Consider the following 18,103-nt stretch of genomic DNA (forward strand, 5'->3'; position numbering starts at 1 on the left):
GTGTTTTTTAACGCGTGCGGTTGTCGATATCTGACAGGTTGCCAGCAAGACATTCGGGCCGGGGAAAACCGTCTTCAGGGCTGCGGCATAGACCGCGCTTCGTTGCAGCCGTCCTGATTGCCCAGCTTGCAGGCATAACCGAAAACCGACGGGCCATTTTCAGGTCGACCGGGCCACCGTCGCCGGTGCGCGCCAATATGCCCGTGTTCATGCAACCGCCCACGGCCCCGGCATTGCAAGATTGCGCAAAGGCTGCACGTGCTGCGGCCCGGTCCTGCTTCACACCTTCGCCGCCGTAGAGCGCATTGCCATAGTTCAGGCATCCGTCCGCCTTCCCTTTCGTGCAGGACTTTTCGAAGGCTCTGGCTGCGCTGGCCAGATCGACTGCGCCACCCTGCCCGGCCTGGGCCATCAGCCCCAATCCGTAGCAGCCGTCAACGTTGTCGCCGCTGCAGGCTTTGTCAAACAGACGTCGAGCCTTGACGAGATCTGCACTCACGCCATTACCAGCATAATAGAGAAAGCCCAGTTTATAGCAGGCGCTCGACCGGCTACCCTCGCACGCCTTGGTCAACGGGCCAAGTGAAGCGCCAATATCCCTAGGTCCTCCCTCCCCGTCGCGCAACATCCGGCCATAGACATCGCAGGACGCTGGAATATCAGCGGCACAACCCTTCGCATAGGCGCGCCGCGCGAGCGGCAAGTCTTTCGCGACATGCGTACCGCGATACGCCATAGACCCCAGATTATTGCAGGTAACCGCAATATTTCCGTCAAAACAGGCGATTTTATATTGGGCGAAGGCGGTCGCGTGATCGCCCTTGTTCGCCGCTTCCTGTCCGGCCAGAGCCGCTAGCTGATAGCTGTTCATTCTGGACTGCGCGTGCGCCGTGTTTCCGGTGAAAATCACCGCCAAGACGACAAAAATTTTCAACAGATTCTGCATCGGCTGTTCCTTCGGTAATAGGGATGGATTTTGAAATTCAGCAAACATTGCGATTTGCATTATTGTTCATGGTGCAATGTGCGGAGCGGTATTTCTCTCGCACCTGCCTACGCGCGTCCGCGCTCGACAAGACTGACGGGGAGGCCGAAGACCCAGACGAGGAGGATCTGCGATAGCTGTTTCGACCGCCGCCATTCTGTGCGGCCCAGCGGCTGGAGGAGGCGCCCGGCATATTGGTGCAATTGAATATGCCGCAATCACTGCCGCGCGACCGGCGGGAGATTTCCGTATTAATGCCCCGGTTCAGGCTACCCGACGGGAACCAATAGTCCAGCACATGGAGATTATCGATATAGATGCTGCCCATCGCGCCTGCATTGATGGCGGCAGTCAGCGCATATTCTGCATCATCGACGGTACGGGAATTGTAAATGGCAGCATAGATTGCGCCGTCATAGTCCCCGCTTTTGAGGAAGCTGGTAACGATGGCGCGCTTATTCGCCTGTGCTGCTTGCCGCGCCGCTTGCTGCCGGGCGCGCTGGGCCGCTTCCGCCCGTTCCATCTTGACCCGACGGGATTTCAGCGATCCGGCAAGCTCGCAGATCGATTTGCGGTCTTCACCGCCCGATCCGCATGTATGAGCAGCCAGTTGCTCCGCGTTCCGATAGTCTCCGAGATTATACAGGATACGGGCCTGGTGCATACAGGATTGCCAACGGCCAAAACCACAATTTATACCCCGGTACCGAAGGGCTTTTTCCGCATCGAAATAGGGTGAACCGCTGTCGGCAAAAACAGCTTCTGCCACATCGCAGCCGTCACGATCCTGCTCGGCACATCCCCTTTGTGAAAAATTGCCCGCCGCGGACCAATCCTTGTCGACATCACCTGCCCCGTCAAAATATATCAACGCCAGGCGGCCGCAGGACGCCCCGTCGAAGTTGTTGCAGCCATTTTGCAAGTAGCGCAGGCTGAGAAAGGCATCAAAATCCGGGCTTTTCGGATCAGACAGGATCATCCCGGCCTTGCCACATGCTGATTTGTCGCCGGCATTGCACTGCGCAATATAGCTATCCAAAGCAGCGTCGCTTGCCTGCGCCGGCACCGGTAAACTGAGACAAGCCGTCAGCAGCAAGAGACAAAACAGATACAAGGATCGCCAAGCCTGCCCTGTTGGAGCAAGGACGGGCAGCGATGGGGTGGATTGCAGACTGGTCATTGCCCGTGTCTATTTGCAGGCCTTGCGGGCGTCCAATGACAAAGCCTGTTAGGAATCTCCGAACGGCCGGCGTCCGGTGAGCGTCCGCCGGCAGCGGAATGTTCCGGAACCACCTTCCCCGTCTTGTCCAACGGGCCTCCCGCATCGCCCAAGGCTATCGCAACCGGCTTCTCGAAATCGCTCCTATCATGATTTCAGTGGCATCAGACCCCCTAGTGTGCGACGCTGACATCAATGTGAATAAGCACCAAAGCGCCTCTCTGCATTTAACCTTGCCCAACCGCCTGTCCTACGGTCTTGGCGGAGCGGTTTATGCGGTCAAGGAAGCCGCCTATGTCATGTTCGTGCTGCTGTTCTACACGCAGGTGCTGGGGCTGAGCGGTACGGCGACCGGGATTGTGCTGTCGCTCAGCCTGGTCTGGGACGCGGTGTCGGACCCGATGGTCGGTAGCTGGTCCGACCGCTACAAGAGCCGCTGGGGGCGGCGGCATCCGTTCATGATCTATGCCACCGTGCCGATGGGGCTGGGCTTTATCGCGCTGTTTGCGCCGCCTGATTTCGTGCTCGACAGCCAGCTGTGGCTGGCGGCGTGGCTGTTGGGATGTTCGCTGTGGATCCGCACCGCGCTGACCTTTTTCTCGATCCCGCATTATACCCTGGTCGCGGAAATCTCGCAGGATTATCACGAGCGCAGTGCGCTGATGGGGCAGCGCACGGCCTTTCTGTTTCTCACCACCTTGCTGCTGCCCTCGGCCAGCCTCTATTTCCTGTTCGACGAGGGTGCGGGCGGCGACGGCCGTTTTGTCGCGAGCAATTATGTGACTTATGGCTGGCTGTCGGCGCTGGTCGTCTGGATCACCGCGACGGCGTGCATCGCCGGGACCTGGAAGTTTATCGGCCATACCAGAGTCGACCCTGCCCGGGCGCCCTCCACGCCCGGTTTTGCGGGGCTGTGGCTTGATTTTCTCTCGACCTTCCAGAACCGCAATTTCCGCAATGTGCTCGGCTATGATCTGGGCGCGACCGCGTCTTATGGAATCACCATTGCGCTCAACATCATTTTCTGGACCTATTTCTGGGAATTGCAGGCGACCGAGATGGGGCTGCTGCTCGGCCTGTCCGTGCTGATCGCGGTGCCTATCGCGGTGGTCTTCCTGAAGACCGCCAGCCGGCGAATGCCCAAGCATGATATAGTCAAATGGGCGGTGGTGGTGATGCTGCTCGACCTGTCCTGGCCCTATCTGCTGCGCTGGCTGGACCTGATCCCGGACAATGGTGACCCGGTGATTTTCGCGATTCTGGTTGTCCAGAACGCCGTCTTCATGAGCTTCTTCATCTTGCGGATCGTGGCCATCGCCTCGCTGACGGCCGACCTGACCGACGAACATGAGGCAGAGACAGGCCTCAGGCAGGAAGGCGGTTTCTATGCGGTGCTACAGTTCACGACCAAGCTGGGCGGTGCGGTGGGACCGCTTTATGGCGGCTTTGCCCTCGACCTGGTCGGGCTGGAGGAAGGCATGCGGCCGGGAGCGGTGGAACAGTCGGCGCTCGACGCGCTGGTCCTGATCGGCGCCGCCGCCATCGTGCCGCTGATGCTGATGGCGTTTTTCTTCACCTTCCGCTTTTCGATGACCGAAGAGCGGCTGCGGCAAATCCAGGCGCTGATCGCGCGGCGGCGGCAGGACCAATAAAAAGGGGGCCAAGCGGCCCCCTTCTCTAATTCCATCTGGACCATCGCGGCCTATCTCGCCGCCTCGCCCTCAGCCTCACTCACCCGGTACAGGGAAGCCGCGCTTCTTGAGGATATATTTGACCTCCGGATCGCGGCCGCGGAATTCGCGGTAGGCTTCGGCGCGGTCGGTTTCATTACCCGTGCTCAGGATGATGGAGCGGAAGCGCTCGGCGGTTTCGGCATCCCAGGGGCTGCCGGCTTCCTCGAACGCGGCCCAGGTGTCGGCATCCATCGTTTCCGACCAGAGATAGCTGTAATAGCCCGCCGAATAGGCGTCTGACGAGAAGAGATGGTTGAACTGCGGCAGGCGGTGCCGCATCACGATTTCCTTCGGCATGCCGATTTCGGCCAGCGTCTCGCGCTCGAACGCGTCCGGATCGGTGACCGGGGTTTCGCGGTTGTGCAGCTTCATGTCGACGATCGCGCTCGACAGATATTCGACCGTGGAGAAACCTTCGTTGAAGGTTTTCGACTTGTTGATCTTGTCGACCAATGCCTGCGGCATCGGCTCGCCGGTGTCGGCATGTTTCGCATAATTGTCGAGAATATAGCGGGTCAGCAGCCAGTTCTCGTTCACCTGGCTGGGATATTCGACGAAATCGCGCGGCGTGCCGGCGAGGCCCGGATAGGTGATGTCATAGTTGAGATAATGCAGCGCGTGACCAAATTCGTGGAACAGGGTCGAGGCATCGTCGAGGCTGATCAGCGTCGGCTGTCCGTCGCCGCCCTTGACGAAATTATTGTTGTTCGAGGCCAGAACATAGCGGTTCTTGCCGCCCAGATCATGCTGGCTGCGATAGGTGGTCATCCATGCGCCCGACCGTTTTCCCTCGCGGGCATAATTGTCGAGATAGAAAAGACCGACCAGCTTGTCGCCGCGCTTCACCTCGAAGGTGCGCACTTCGGGATCGAATACGGGAACGCTGCCGGTATTTTCGGTGAAGGTCATGCCGTACAGCTTGCCCGCAGCATCGAACATCGCGTCGACCATATTGTCGAGCTTGAAATAGGGTTTGATCTCGGCCGCATCGAGATCATATTTCGCCTTGCGGACCTTCTCCGCATAGAAGCGATAGTCCCAGGGCGCGATGGTGATGCCGGCGCCTTCCGCGTCAGCCACCGCCTGCATGTCGGCGACTTCTTCCTTCACCCGGGCGACCGCCGCGGGCCAGACCTTCATCATCAGCTCCATCGCCGCATCCGGATCCTTCGCCATCGTGTCGGCCATGCGATAATGGGCGTGGGTCTTGAACCCGAGCAGCTTGGCGCGGTCGGCGCGGATCTTCAGGATCTTGGCGATGGTCGCGTTGGTATCATTCTCGCCGCCATTGTCGCCGCGGTTGATATAGGCGTTGTAGACCTTTTCGCGCAGATCGCGACGGGTCGAGTTCTGCAGGAAGGGCTGCATCACCGAACGGGTGTTTTTCAGCGCCCAGCCCGGCTTGCCCTGCGCTTCGGCAGCGGCCTTGATCGACGCGACAAAGCTGGCGGGCAGACCGGCCAGATCGGCTTCGTCGGTCAGAAAGATATAGGTTTCCTCGTCAGCGAGCACCTTGTTGGAAAAATCGTTGAACGCTTTCGACAATTCGGTGTTCAGCGCGATCAGCTTTTCCTTGTCCGCGCCTTCGAGCAAGGCGCCGTTGCGCACCAGCTGTTCGTAATTGCGCTCGACGAGACGCAGCTGCTGCGGGTCGAGACCGGCGGTTTCGCGGTTGTCATAGACCGTCTTGGTCTTTTCCAGCAATTTGGGATCGAGGGTCAGCGCGTCGAAGAAAGCCGAGACCTTCGGCAGCCACTCGCCCTGGATTTTGCGGATTTCCTCGTTCGACAGGTTGCTGCTGTGGACGCCCCAGATCGCGAACAATTCATTCGCGTCATTTCCGGCCAGTTCCATCGGCAGGGTAAAATTTTCAAAGGTCGCGGGCGCGGGATTGTCGCGGATTGCGACCACCTCGGCCTTGACCTTGTCCATCGTCGCCTGAAAAGCGGCGGGGAAGTCGGAGACCTGGATCTTGTCCCAGGCCGGCACGCCGTCATAGGGACCGGTCCAGGGCTGGAGCACGCTATTCCCGCTGATATCGGTGGGGGCAGATTGCATCGCGCTCATTTTGTTCAGTTCGGCTGTTGTCATTTTTTTCCATGATCGTCGACGAGAGCGGGCGTCGCGCCAATCAGCGCGGCGCTGGACACGCCCAGAAAGATTTTACGGGTGGATATCGTGAATCGCATGTATTTTTCTCCAAATAGGGACCCGCTCTCGCGGATCTCGCAAAAGCACCTGATGTGTATTTGGGACCGGTCTAGCCAAAGCGAAGCGGAAACGCAAAAAGGTTGCGTTGGAAATCAATTATTAGACGAACGGCTATTAGCTGTCGATGAACGACATCGGAAAATATGGCTATTCCGGTCTCTCGGCGAGCAGGGCGCGGACCAGCGGCTGCAGATTCTCGTCGTAGCGGGCGAGCATGACATGTTCTTCGGCATTTTCGAAATGGCTGACCAGCTGGCGGCCGTTCCAATAATGCAGCGCGATCGCCGGCGGATCAGCAACGATCATGTTCCGGCCATCGGGATGTTCCGGATCGATCGGATTGAGATCCAGCGCCACCTGCGGCGCGGTAGAGGCGCAGATAGCCAGGCTGATATCGCCCCACCAGGTTGAAATATTGCGGTGCAGATGGCCGGTGATCATGCCCTTGACCTGATCATGGCCAGCGACCGTGTCGGCCAGCCGCGTGACCCACGGCTCGTCGGGGTGGGTGGTCATCCACTCGATGCCGCTCTCGACCGGCGGGTGGTGGAGGATCAGGATTACCGGCTTGTCCGTTTGCTCGGACAGCCGCGCGGACAGCCAGGCGGTACGGGTTTCGCAGAAAGCACCGCCGTGCCGCCCCTCTTCCAGCGTATCGAGAAACAGCAGGCGGAGTTCGGGCGTATCCACCTCATATTGCACGAAGCCGTCGGGAGCGGGTACATCGGGAAACTGCTTGTGGAACGGCGCCCGCAAATCGTGGTTGCCGAGACACATGTGGACCGGAAAAGGCACCACGGACAGGGCATTTTGCAACCGCTGGTAGCTTTCCTGATCACCGCGGTCGACAAGGTCGCCCGTTGCCAGCAACAGGTCGGGCTGCGGAGTCATCGCGCAAATCGTCTTGATCGCCTGGTCGAGCCGCTTGCGGTTGAATTCTGCCGGATTGTCCGGGTCAAAGCCCAGGTGAATATCCGTGATCTGCGCCATCAGCATGGACGCCCTCCCCTTTTTCCCTCTGCCCTATTGCCGGGCAATCTGTTTCTCCGGCTTTGTCTGTTTGTCTTTCTGCTGTTCCTTGATCAGCCAGGGCGCTCCGTCATCGGCATGATAATCATGGCACATCGCGCAGGTCGACGGCACGTCGGACGCTTGCTGGAATTCGCCGCCATGACATTCGCGGCAGGTCTTGATGCCCGGCAGCAGCAGATCGGTGGCCTGTTTGGACGCCGGTGCATTATGACAGCTTTCGCAAGTCTCTTCTTTGTGCGCGTCATGGCTGAACCAGCCCTTGTGCATATAGCGGTCGGTCTGGGTCACCGGCTTGATGCCATAATCGACCCGCCCGCGCGCGGTTGGCGGGGTCACGCCGTGACAGTCGAAACAGGCCCCGCCGCGCGAGAAAACCTCGCTGATCGCCAGATTGGCGCGGCTCGGGCGGAAGCGGACGGCGCGGGCATAGTCGCTGGCGACGCGGATGTCGTTGCTCTCGCCCGGACGGCGGCGCGCCATCCCGCCAAGATTGATCGGCCGGGCTGGCCCGGTGGACCGATAATAGGCCCTGAGATCGGCCTGGACCATCGCCGGTTCGCCATGGCGCAGGGTCCGCACCGTCCCGCCGATTTCGTCAAAGGCCAGACTGTGGCACATGCTGCAGTCTTCCTTCATGTCGACCGGTTCGAAGCGCACGCCCTTGGGATCGGGCGTGTGGCAGTCCTTGCAGACGAGCGAAGGGCCGAATCCAAAGTCGACCGCCAGACGCCGGCCCATTTGCGCGACCCCGCCGGTCTTCGACAGATGCAGGTCATGGGGGAATTTCAGGCCGTTATTCTCGGTCGGCTTGTCATCGAGCGAGACACGTTTGCGCGGCGGATTCTTGCCGCCCGGACTGACCAGCACGGCGGGCCGGAATTGCGGATGTTCGATGCCGAAGTCCGACGCATTTTCCAATTTTGTGTCGGTCAACCGCGTGTCCATCCCATTGTGGCAATCCGCGCAGAATTTTTGCGCAGTGGGTTCCATAGCACCGGCGCCTTCATGCTCGCTGTGACATTCGACACACCTGCCCGGCGGCTTGTTGAACGCCGAGGCGAAAGCGGCGCCGATCTTGCCGAAGCCCTCCGGTTCGCCGCGCGCGGTCAGCAGCCGCGGCTTGGCGGCATGGTCGTGGGCGTCATCCTCGTGACAAGTGAGACAGGTCTTGTCCTGCACCGTGACAAAGGCGTCGACATGACAGGCCTGGCAATCCTGCTCCAGCCCGTGATGGGCGCTGCTCAGCGCGCCGGCCGACCACATGGTGTCGGCGTGGAACTGGTCGGGCCGCTCCTCGACCCCGCGCCAGGTCGCCCAGGTGTAGATCGGCCAGACCAGAAAAGCCGCCAGCACCAGCGCGATGAAACCCCAGGCGCTGACCCTTTTGCCGGGCAGCAATCCCTTGAGAGTGTAGAGCGACGTTTCACTGCGCGCTTCGGCGGAATCGGACAAGGCCTCGACCCGCTTTACGGTCAGGACAATATCATCGCCTTCTTCGCTGACGACGATGACATGACCGCCGAAACCGATTTCCGCGCCGGCGGACGGATCAATAGTGACAGAGATCCGGTGCTTGCCGTCGAGCGTAAAATTCTGCCCCGACGTGCTTTCGACAATGATCTGCCCATCATCGCGCCTGCGGATGACAGCGTGATGCGGATTGACCGCGAGATCGGGCAAATGAATCGCATTTTCGGTGCTGCGGCCGACGCCGATTTCATCCGAAGAAAACGGTTTGGACCGGGTAATCTCCCGGCCGGCGGCAGTGGTGGTGATCTGGCGAACAATGAAGGTCATATAGGTCTCTCCATCCTACCAGTAGAAAAACACGCTGATGATATGCGCGGTGAGCGAGGCGATCAGCGCGAAAGTCATCGGGACATGGATATAGAGCCAGACCTGCAGCATCGCCTTGAGCTTCAGATGGCGGCGGACGCGGCCCAATGTCGATTCCTTTTTCTCGAGCAGGGCCTCGACCTTGTCGAGCGGATCATCGCCGCCCATTTTCGGCTGATAGGCCCGCTCGCGGCGCAGGTCGGCCTGCGCCTGACGGGTGGCGCAATCGGGATATTTGCCGGAAATGCGGCGGAAGAAACCGCCGCCGAACGGATCCTGTTCGAGCGACTGCAGCACCAAAGTGGCATGTTCCGACGATAGCGGCTGGGCCGCTTCGTGCAGCTGCCGGTCGAGCGAACGGAGATTTTCGAGCATCTCGGTCTCGGTCATCTCGTCGCGATTGTCGGACAGCGCCTTGGGAATGGTCACATAGAAATAGATGCCGACAATCCCGGAAATGATCACAATCATCATGAACAGATAGGCGGCGGTATGGATATTCCAGCCGAGCTGGAAACCGGTGTGCAAAGTACCGATCACGATCAGGCTGAGGCCGAGATAGATATGCGCGGAGGTCCACGCCTTGAGCGACCATTGGCCCGGCGTCATCGCCCGCTTGCGCACGCCCAGCATGGTCAGCCACAGGATCAGCAGCGCGCCAATCGTGCCCAGCGTATAGCCGTACCAGCTACCGCCATTGTGGCGCGGCGACACATCGACAAGCAGATAGCTGACGATACAGACCAGCATGATCGCCGAGGAAATCTTCAGCCAGCGGAAACCGGCATGTTTCAGAAAGCCGTCGTGCATCGCGACTTTCTTGCGGTTTGGCGGGGCGGGGATGGCGTTGCTGGCCATTATAGGGCTCCCCCCTTTGCTGCGGGTTTGGTGGCCAGTTCTCCCGTTCGTGCTGAGCCTGTCGAAGCACCGCGTCTTGCCATCTGTCCTTCGACAAGCTCAGGACGAACGGGATGTTGCAGAAACAAACAATTCACACCTCTTCCCCTTCCAGCTTGGAGACGGTGAGAAATTCTTCCGGTGCGACGCGGATCGCTGCGCCGGTCGGACAGGCGCGGACGCAGGCGGGTCCGCCCTTGATCCCGGCGCACATATCGCATTTGATCGCTTTCTTCGGCTTTTCGACCGCCGGATCGCTATGCTCGGCGCTCCAGACCTTGTCGGGCTCGCCCGGCCCCGGACCGGCGCCAAAGAACAGCCAGCTGAGCAGGCCCGGCTTCTTGGGTGGCACCTTGTCCATGCGGATCACCCCATAGGGGCAATAGCGCTGGCAATTGCCGCAGCCGATACAGCTGTCATCGATGAACACCTCGCCGTCGGGACCCCGATGGATCGCGTCGGGCGGGCAGTCGGACATGCAGTGCGGATGCTCGCAATGGCGACAGCTGGTCGGCACGTGGAGATGGGCGTAGGTTTTGCCCGCCTCGCGGTCGAGCCGCGACAGGCCTTCGTGGCTGTCGGCGCAGGCCTTCTCGCAATTGTCACAGCCGACGCACAGATTCTCGTCGATCAGCAGCACGTCGGTGGCTTCGCCGATACCATTGTCGACGAGGAAATTGGCAATGCCCGAATACATGTCGACGACACCCGAAAAGCTGTCCTTCTTCGCTTCGACAAAGGCGTTGATATCCTGGCGCGCGGCCATTTCCTGTTTCGCCTTGCGCATCAGGTCGGGGTGGGCGTCGAGCACTTTCTTGAACGCGTCGCCGCTGATCTTGATCACTTCCGACTTGATCGCCGCCTTGACCGTCGCGGTGCGATAGCCCCCGGCGATCAGCGTCATTTCCCCGACATAGGATCCGGCCGGCAGATAGGAGAGAAAGACCGGTTTGCCGCCGATCTGTTTCTCGACCACCATCGAACCGACGCGAATGACGTAAATATCATTGCCCTCGGCGCCTTCCTCGATGATCGTCTCGCCAGCACGGACGTTGATGATCTCGCTGGATTCGACGACCTCGGCAATATCCTCCTTGGTCAGGCCGGAACCGAACATCTGCAGCAATTGCCGCTCGGTGGAAATGCGGGTGATGGCGCGTTTGGCCGCCGGCACCGATGCCTGCAGTTTCAGCGCAGCGGTGCGCGGGATTTCCACCACGATAACATCCTCGGCCGCCTTGATCGTCGCCCCGCGACGGCGGCCGGAAATCAGGCCAACCTCGCCGAAGATCGAACCCTGTTCAATCGGCACGGTGATCGAGGGGTCGTCAGGATTGATCTCGACCACGACCGAACCCTGGGCGATGGCGAACAGCGAACTGCCCGGATCGCTGCGTTCGAAAATCGTCTCGCCGCTGCCATAGCTTTGCGGCTCGCTATCGAGCATGAATTCCCGCATCTGCAAGGGCGAGAGCTCGTTGAGAATGGTCACATTGGCGCGGAAGAATTCCAGCCATTCATCGACCGTCCGGCCTCTGGGCAGGCTAGCAAATTTGGCTTCGAGTATGGGCTCGTCGGCGGGCTTCAGATCGCTATTGCCGTTGATAAACTCGATGACATCATAGCCCTGGTTCATGCAGTGCTTGATCAGCGGATAGCCGGCGAGCGCGCCGATGACATAAATGCCCTTCTTGGTGCTTTCGAAGGCGGGCGACAATTTGGGATAGGCCTCGCGGTCCTCGCTGGTAAATTCGATCCCGCATTCCTCGACAAATTTGCGCGGCGGCGCGCTGCCCATGCGCGCGATGATCCGATCGCATTTGATCACTTCCTGGCCGTCGCGGGTTTCCAGCACCAGCTCGCCATCCCTGACCTCGGCCGGCGTGGTCTCGTTGCGGATCATCACCTTGCCCTGCTCGCCCGCTTCCATCAGCAGCTTCACATTGGCTTTCTTGGCCCGGGCAAATTCGGCCGAGCGGTTGAGAATGGTCACGACATTGTTCTGCGCGGCGTCGGCCGCCAGCCCCAGCGCATTCTCGATTCCCGCATCACCGGAACCGATCACGGTGATATGCTCATCATAATATTCGCCAGGATCGTCGAGCTGATATTGTACCAGCTTGTTGTCGCCGCCGGGGCAGCGCATCAGATTGGGATTGCCCTGCGTCCCGATCGCCATGACGATGGTTTCGGCCAGCACCGTATCGCCGTTTTTCAGGGTGAGCGTGAAATTGCCTTCCTCGCCCTCAATCTTCACCGGTTCGGCATTATACATGACATTGACGCCGCGCTCTGCGGTCTGCTCGTCCCAGGTGCCGAGAATATCCTCGCGCTTCCCCGCGTCAAAATCCATGTCCGAGCGCAGCACCAGCTGGCTCGGCGTCGCCATGACATGCTTGCCCTTCTGATATTTGTAGATGGTGTCGGAAAGATGGTCGGTTTTTCCAGCAGCACATGGTTCAGCTTCAGCTGCGCAGCGCGCCCAGCCGCGCTCATGCCCGCTGGTCCGGACCCGATAATGACTACTCGAAACTTGTCCGACACGCGCTTGCTTCCCCCCTTTGCTTCTCCCGACCAACGCACCCTCATACGTCAAAGCGATCCGGTTCAGCTTGTAATTCGGCTTTAGCGCGACCCAAAAGATTGAACTTTGGCAGTATCTTACCAAAAAGCCCCTCCATTGCCAGTGCAAAATGTCACAGCTATCTCCGTGCTTGTCAGGCAGGGAACGGCTCCTTATCCCTGCGCGGGAACAAGGACCTGCAAAACAGCTTGAGGACAGACCATGGCGAAACCAGCTCCATCGATGAACATCAGCCGCATCGCGTTGATAGTTGCGGCCCTGCTGGCGCTGGGAGCGGTCGCTGTGCAGGTCTATCGCAGCATGAATGACGAAACCGGCGCCAGCACCACGCTTGCCGGGACCGAGACCGAAACGGCGCCCAGCGTCGACGAGGTCATCGACGGCCTTGAAAAGAAGCTGCAGGAAAATCCTGACGATGCGGAAAGCTGGCGGATGCTGGGCTGGAGCTATTTCGAGACCGGGAAATTTGCGGAATCGGCTACAGCGATGAAGCGCGCGACAACGCTCGATTCCGACAATCCGGAATATTGGTCGATGCTGGGAGAAGCCCTGGTCATGACGAGCAACGGACAGCAGGTGCCCGCCGATGCCGCGGCCGCTTTCCGCAATGCCCTGAAACATGACCCGAAAGATCCGCGCGCGCGCTATTTCCTCGCGGTAGAGAAAGACATGGCCGGCGACCACAAAGGCGCGATCAACGACTGGTTCGCCTTGCTTGAAGACACGCCCGCCGACGCGCCTTATGCCGCGGATATCCGGCGTGTCATCGGGCAGGTGGCAGAAAATGAAGGCATCGACGTAGCCGCACGGCTTGCCAAGCAGCCCCAGCTGCACCAACCGGCGGCATCACCACCGACGGCCCCGCAGTCGCCACAGCGGCGATTCCCGGTCCCAGCCGCCAGCAGATGCAGGAAGCCGCCGCACTGCCGCCCGGCCAGCAGGAAGCGATGATTGCCAATATGGTCGACGGGCTCGACAAGCGACTGCAAGCCGACCCCAATGATGCCAACGGCTGGATCATGCTGATCCGCAGCCGCATGCAGCTGGGCCAGACGGTGCAGGCAAAGCAGGCACTGGATCGCGGGCTGAAGGCGTTCAAAAATGATGGTGCAGAGGCGAAGCGGATCAGGGAAGCGGCGGCGACACTCGGCGTCTAGCCAAGAATCTACCGCTTTTTCTAGCGCAGCGGCGGCGCTGATTTCTATCAAGGCGTCGGTTGCCCGCCTGCAACATCATGCGCGAGAAGTTAAGTTACATCTATTTACGCGGCATATCATTGTGTCGTCGGCATAATTCTCTATTGCTGGACGGAAATGGCCTAATCGCCGCATAGATTTTCAGTCCTCGAGAAAAAATTTGAATACAAATATGATTTTGATAGTAGCATCCTCACCCGTAACAATCGTTGAATTCTCTTGACCGACCTGTCCAAACAAAGACTAGATCGCTTCGTGCTGATCGTAGCCAAAACGCGGCGCCAGATATCCCAGCATTTCTTTGACAATCTGGGCATTCCGGCCGCGCCCTGCCTCGATATCCTGCTGGCACTGCATTCTGCCAAGGCGCGCCGATGAACGAAGCGGAAATTTCCGACTATATCTCCAGCGGGTCTTCGGTAACGCGCCGTTATCTCGATCTGATGGTCAGCAAGGGACTGATTGAAACGGATGACGGCAATATCCGGCTGACCGCCAGCGGTAACAAGGAACTGGACGGCGTCATGGCGCAATTTCATACGGATTTCATCGAGCAAGTTCTCTAGTCCGGACGTCCTGACAGGAGGCCGACCGCGTTGCGCGCCAGCCCCTCGGCATCGCCGGCGCTTGCCAGCAGAACCAATCGAACTGGCGGCCCGGAACACTGATTCCACTTTCCCGCGAAATGATTTCCTCAAAGCGCCGGGTTAAATCCTTCACTTTGCCTTGGCCATGTCCTCTCCCCAGGGGGAGAGGACTATGCCTACCTAAACAAAGGTTCGCCAAAGCTCCGCAGCTTGCGGCTGTGCAACGTGCCCTCATCCGCCTCTTTCGCCAGCAGATCGATGCGCGCAGGCCGATGGCGAGATGCTGGCCGACCCGCTCCTGATAAAAGGCATCGGCCATGCCGGGCAGCTTGATTTCTCCGTGCAGCGGTTTGTCCGAGGCGCAGAGCAGCGTCCCGTAGGCACGCGGTAGCGATAGCCATTGGCGGCAACCGTGGCGCTTTCCATGTCGATGGCGATGGCGCGCGACTGGTTGAGACGACGGGCGATCTGCTCGAAGCGCAGTTCCCAGTTGCGGTCGCCGGTGGTCACCACTGTGCCGGTGCGCAATTGCTGCTTGAGCTTGGACTTGTCGATGCCGGTCTCTTCCTGCACCGCCTGGGTCAGGGCAAGCTGCACCTCCGCGATCGTCGGCAACGGGATGCTGGGCGGCAGCACGTCGTCGAGCACATTGTCGTCGCGCAAATAGGCGTGGGCGAGGACATAGTCGCCGAGCCGCTGGGTCCGTCGCAGCGCGCCACAATGGCCGATCATCAGCCAGACATGCGGACGCAGCACCGCGAGATGGTCGGTGATCGTCTTGGCATTGCTCGGGCCGACACCGATATTGACCAGGGTCACGCCGGGACGGCCGTCGCCACGGACCAGATGATAGGCCGGCATTTGCGGCGGCTTGGCAATCGGCGGGGCGGACGGCTTGCCATCCTTGCCGGTGATCCGGTTGCCCGGCTCGACCAGTATCCTGGCCTTGCCCGCTTTGACTTCGGCGAGGCCATATTCGATAAATTCATCGACATAGCGCTGATAGTTGGTGAACAGGATGAACGGCTGGAAATGGCCGGGATCGGTGGCACAATAATGGCGGATCCGATGCAACGAATAGTCGACCCGTTCGGCCGTAAACAGGGCCAGCGCAGAGGCTTCCTCGCCCTGAAAAATCTGGCCACCGTCGACGATCTCGTCATTGGTCTTGACCAGATTCGGCGTGTGAAAATAATTGGGGAGCTTTTCCTTTTTCGCGCGGTCCAGGCCAGCGCCCGCATCCTCCAGCGCGAAGGCCAGCGGGATCGGCGTGTCGGACAGCTCCACCCAGATTTTCGCGGTGAATGTGCTGTCGATCCGCTGCAGCTGGTCCAGCAAATATTCGCGGTACAGCTTCGGCTCGGTAACTGTCGTGCGATATGTGTTGATATCGGCGAGATGGCCGGACGCCAGATGGCTGGTCTCGGTCGCCTGATCGGCGGGGATTTCAACGCTGATCTGCGGATACAGGCCCTGCTGCCGGTCATCCTTGGCCAGCTTCGATGTCGCGTAGCGGCGAAAGCGGGCGGCGGTGATTTCAATTTGTTCGGCGTATAGTTTTTCAAGCAGGGCCACGGCTTCAGCAGGCGTGGCGCATAGAGTAGATTGGGTTGTCATGCAGTCTCCGTTACAGTTTCAACCCTTTAACGGAAAAACCGGACAAAGGGAAAAACTAACTACGGGATAGATCGAGAAAGCGGGCCGCCGCCTCGAATTCGGCTTTTTGCGATCCCGCAGGGCAACCGCCTGATCGTCGCGCCCCCATTGCCGTTCCTGCCAAAGCTCTTCGAGATTAACGAGAGGCCAGAGCGTTTCGGTATCCTGATGCTGCTCCACCAGCGCCAGAGTTGCGATCAGCGAGCCGGACAGGCCGACAAGCGACAGCATCGCGGCGATGGTGAAGCCATGCTGTGCCTCGACCGCCGCGGTCAGACGGGCAACAGTTTCTTCCGGCTGTGCCTGATAGCGGATGCCGTGGATCAGGTTAAACCCCACATCATAGCGTTGCCGCGCCCATTCGAGCAGCGGGTCCCAATGCTCCGCCTGATGATCGATCAGCGCCTGCTGCCCGTCATCGGCGCGATAATAGAGCATGTCGCTGTCGGCAAAAGCCGCGATACGGGAGACGATCCGCTCACGCTCGTTGCCAACCTGGTCCAGCGCGCCTTGCGCAAGAGCCGTGAGCGGCATCGAAGCCGGGACAATATCCTCTTCCTGCGCCGCCCATTCCGCCGCGACCGCGTCGGCAAGCGCGGGGGCCGGGACAGCCAGGGGATTACGCTGCGGCGTCTTCATAGGACGCCCGTCGAGCATTATGGCAAAGGCGTCACCGGCCGGCGACACCGATGCTTCCTTGTAAAATCGCTTCATGGGGCGTCTGCGGCTTCCGCCGCTTTCGCGATTTCTTCTTCGGCAACCCGCGCGCGGATATATTTGCGGATGATCCAGACCGGCAGCACCCACATCTGCGCCAGACCGATAATGAGCAGCACATAGCCCACCGGAGCCGGAACCGGTGGCAGCTTGTCCAGCGCGATCGCCAGACCCAGCATCACCAGCACCACGCCGAGCAAGCGAATGATGCTGATCAGCCAGTGCACGGCTTTCGCCTGTTTTTCCTTCTCCGGATCGGGAATATATTCGTCGCGTTCGGCCTGCTCTTCAATCGGATCGGTCATCGGTTCAATATTCCACTCAAGTCGGCCATAGTGGCCGCTACTATTTCTGCGCCGGCATCGATCAGTTCATGCTCGTCATGATAGCCCCAATCGACTCCGACAGGGCGCACGCTGGCGTTGACCGCCATCGCCATATCGAAACTGGTATCGCCGATCATCGCGGTGGTTTCCGGCGCCGCACCCGCTTCGGCCATGGCCAGTTCGACCATCGCCGGATGGGGTTTTGACGGATGCCGGTCTGCCGTCTGCAGGGTTACAAAGCGGTCGAGCAGGCCATGGGCTTGCAGCACATGGTGCAGACCGCGGTCGGACTTGCCTGTGGCCACGCCGAGAACCCAGCCGGATGCTTCCAGTTCTTCCAGTGTCTCGAGCAGCCCGTCATAGAGCGGCTCATGCACGCCGCCCGCCTGACGCATTGCGAAAAGCCGTCTTTATAGGATTGGGTCACCGCCGCGATGATGTCCTTGTCCCCTTCCGGCAGCAGCCGCGACACCGCCTCGATCAGGCTGAGGCCAACGATCCGCCGCACCTGATGGTGATCCGGCGGGACCAGGCCGTGTTTTTCAAATGCCTGATCCATCGAGGCACAGATATTGGCCTGACTGTCGACCATGGTGCCGTCGCAATCGAAAAGGGCCAGCTTGTTGCTCATGTTTCTCCGAATTCCTGCATCAAATGGGCTATCGCCCGCCGCCCCGTGGCATCGAGCGCAGCGGCGGCATTTTTCCGCGCCTCAGCCGGCTTGTTCTGGCCAAGCTTGGCGGTCGGGCGCCACGCCAGTATTTCCATCTCGAAGCCGACAATCGCATCGACCATCCTGTCAAATTTCGCGGCATCCATCTTGTCCCGGTGCCACGGCGTTTTCGGTGCGAGCTTGGCTTCATTTTGGGCCGACAGATCGTCGAGCAGGCTGATCAGCCCTTCGCGCTCCATCTGTCGGACCGTGCCCTCGAGCTCCAGCGCCAGATAATTCCACGTCGGCACCTGATCGTCGAGGCCGTACCAGTCCGGACTGATATAGCGTCGGGACCGTTGATCACGCAGAGCGCCTTGTCACCGGCAATATGCCGGGTCAGCGCATTGCCGCGCGACAGGTGAAACTGCAGCGCCCCGTCCCCGGTTGAAAAGACCGGAACATGCGCAAC

Annotated in this window: 14 protein-coding genes and 3 pseudogenes; 5 read left to right on the top strand and 12 right to left on the bottom strand. The window is 60.0% G+C overall.

From position 1 onward, the window contains the following. Positions 1–7 precede the first annotated feature (7 nt). Together C8024_RS06925 and C8024_RS06930 are read right to left on the bottom strand one after the other, a co-directional pair. Complete coding sequence (locus C8024_RS06925; RefSeq protein WP_173203704.1) at positions 8–946, bottom strand: tetratricopeptide repeat protein; 939 nt, start codon at positions 944–946, stop codon at positions 8–10. A gap of 37 nt (positions 947–983) precedes the next feature. After that, complete coding sequence (locus tag C8024_RS06930) at positions 984–2,024, bottom strand: sel1 repeat family protein (RefSeq protein ID WP_254305668.1); 1,041 nt, start codon at positions 2,022–2,024, stop codon at positions 984–986. Between the two features lie 377 nt (positions 2,025–2,401). Between C8024_RS06930 and C8024_RS06935 the strand changes: the two genes are divergently transcribed. Further along, on the top strand, positions 2,402–3,856 hold the full coding sequence (locus C8024_RS06935; protein WP_173203706.1) for an MFS transporter: 1,455 nt from the start codon (positions 2,402–2,404) through the stop codon (positions 3,854–3,856). 75 nt (positions 3,857–3,931) lie between these two features. Here C8024_RS06935 and C8024_RS06940 read toward each other — a convergent pair whose 3' ends face one another. The 5 genes and pseudogenes from C8024_RS06940 to C8024_RS06960 all read right to left on the bottom strand — a co-directional run bounded on the left by C8024_RS06940 (position 3,932) and on the right by C8024_RS06960 (position 12,409). After that, positions 3,932–6,028 (bottom strand): M3 family metallopeptidase, encoded by a 2,097-nt coding sequence (locus C8024_RS06940; protein ID WP_173203708.1) that lies wholly within the window; start codon positions 6,026–6,028, stop codon positions 3,932–3,934. A gap of 267 nt (positions 6,029–6,295) precedes the next feature. Then, on the bottom strand, positions 6,296–7,144 hold the full coding sequence (locus C8024_RS06945; RefSeq protein WP_173203710.1) for a phosphodiesterase: 849 nt from the start codon (positions 7,142–7,144) through the stop codon (positions 6,296–6,298). A gap of 27 nt (positions 7,145–7,171) precedes the next feature. Next, positions 7,172–8,977: a cytochrome c3 family protein gene (locus C8024_RS06950; RefSeq protein ID WP_173203712.1), complete on the bottom strand. Its 1,806-nt coding sequence runs from the start codon at positions 8,975–8,977 to the stop codon at positions 7,172–7,174. A gap of 15 nt (positions 8,978–8,992) precedes the next feature. Next, positions 8,993–9,874, bottom strand: a complete 882-nt coding sequence (locus C8024_RS06955; RefSeq protein ID WP_173203714.1) for a hypothetical protein — start codon at positions 9,872–9,874, stop codon at positions 8,993–8,995. A 133-nt stretch (positions 9,875–10,007) separates the two neighbouring features. After that, positions 10,008–12,409 (bottom strand): annotated as a pseudogene (locus C8024_RS06960) (cyclic nucleotide-binding domain-containing protein). Between the two features lie 289 nt (positions 12,410–12,698). On the opposite strand from C8024_RS06960, the gene C8024_RS06965 reads away from it, so the two are divergent. The 4 genes from C8024_RS06965 (at position 12,699) to C8024_RS06970 (ending at position 14,259) form a co-directional block, all read left to right on the top strand. After that, entirely contained in the window at positions 12,699–13,448 is a 750-nt protein-coding gene (locus tag C8024_RS06965; protein WP_254305669.1) for a tetratricopeptide repeat protein, read from the top strand. Then, positions 13,403–13,654 carry a tetratricopeptide repeat protein gene (locus tag C8024_RS21195; protein ID WP_254305670.1) on the top strand — a complete coding sequence of 84 codons (252 nt, stop codon included), beginning with the start codon at positions 13,403–13,405 and terminating at the stop codon, positions 13,652–13,654. Before C8024_RS06965 ends, C8024_RS21195 begins: the two co-directional genes overlap by 46 nt. 258 nt (positions 13,655–13,912) lie before the next feature. Continuing rightward, positions 13,913–14,071, top strand: a complete 159-nt coding sequence (locus C8024_RS20115; protein ID WP_217272062.1) for a hypothetical protein — start codon at positions 13,913–13,915, stop codon at positions 14,069–14,071. Then, positions 14,068–14,259 (top strand): hypothetical protein, encoded by a 192-nt coding sequence (locus tag C8024_RS06970; RefSeq protein WP_173203715.1) that lies wholly within the window; start codon positions 14,068–14,070, stop codon positions 14,257–14,259. Before C8024_RS20115 ends, C8024_RS06970 begins: the two co-directional genes overlap by 4 nt. Before the next feature lie 252 nt (positions 14,260–14,511). Here C8024_RS06970 and C8024_RS06975 read toward each other — a convergent pair whose 3' ends face one another. From C8024_RS06975 to C8024_RS06995, 5 genes and pseudogenes are all read right to left on the bottom strand, one after another. Next, positions 14,512–15,897, bottom strand: coding sequence for an AMP nucleosidase (locus C8024_RS06975; RefSeq protein ID WP_254305671.1), 1,386 nt, complete (start codon positions 15,895–15,897; stop codon positions 14,512–14,514). An 18-nt stretch (positions 15,898–15,915) separates the two neighbouring features. After that, positions 15,916–16,650: an ATP12 family chaperone protein gene (locus C8024_RS06980; RefSeq protein ID WP_173203717.1), complete on the bottom strand. Its 735-nt coding sequence runs from the start codon at positions 16,648–16,650 to the stop codon at positions 15,916–15,918. Beyond that, entirely contained in the window at positions 16,647–16,958 is a 312-nt protein-coding gene (locus C8024_RS06985) for a hypothetical protein (protein WP_173203719.1), read from the bottom strand. The genes C8024_RS06980 and C8024_RS06985 overlap by 4 nt, the downstream gene beginning before the upstream one ends. After that, positions 16,955–17,610: pseudogene (locus tag C8024_RS06990) on the bottom strand (HAD-IA family hydrolase). The gene C8024_RS06985 and the pseudogene C8024_RS06990 overlap by 4 nt, the downstream one beginning before the upstream one ends. Further along, positions 17,607–18,064, bottom strand: a pseudogene (locus tag C8024_RS06995) (FMN-binding negative transcriptional regulator). The pseudogenes C8024_RS06990 and C8024_RS06995 overlap by 4 nt, the downstream one beginning before the upstream one ends. Between the last annotated feature and the right edge of the window lie 39 nt (positions 18,065–18,103).

It is taken from the genome of Sphingopyxis sp. BSNA05, from assembly GCF_013265645.1.
In the GTDB taxonomy this organism is placed as follows: Bacteria; Pseudomonadota; Alphaproteobacteria; order Sphingomonadales; family Sphingomonadaceae; genus Parasphingorhabdus.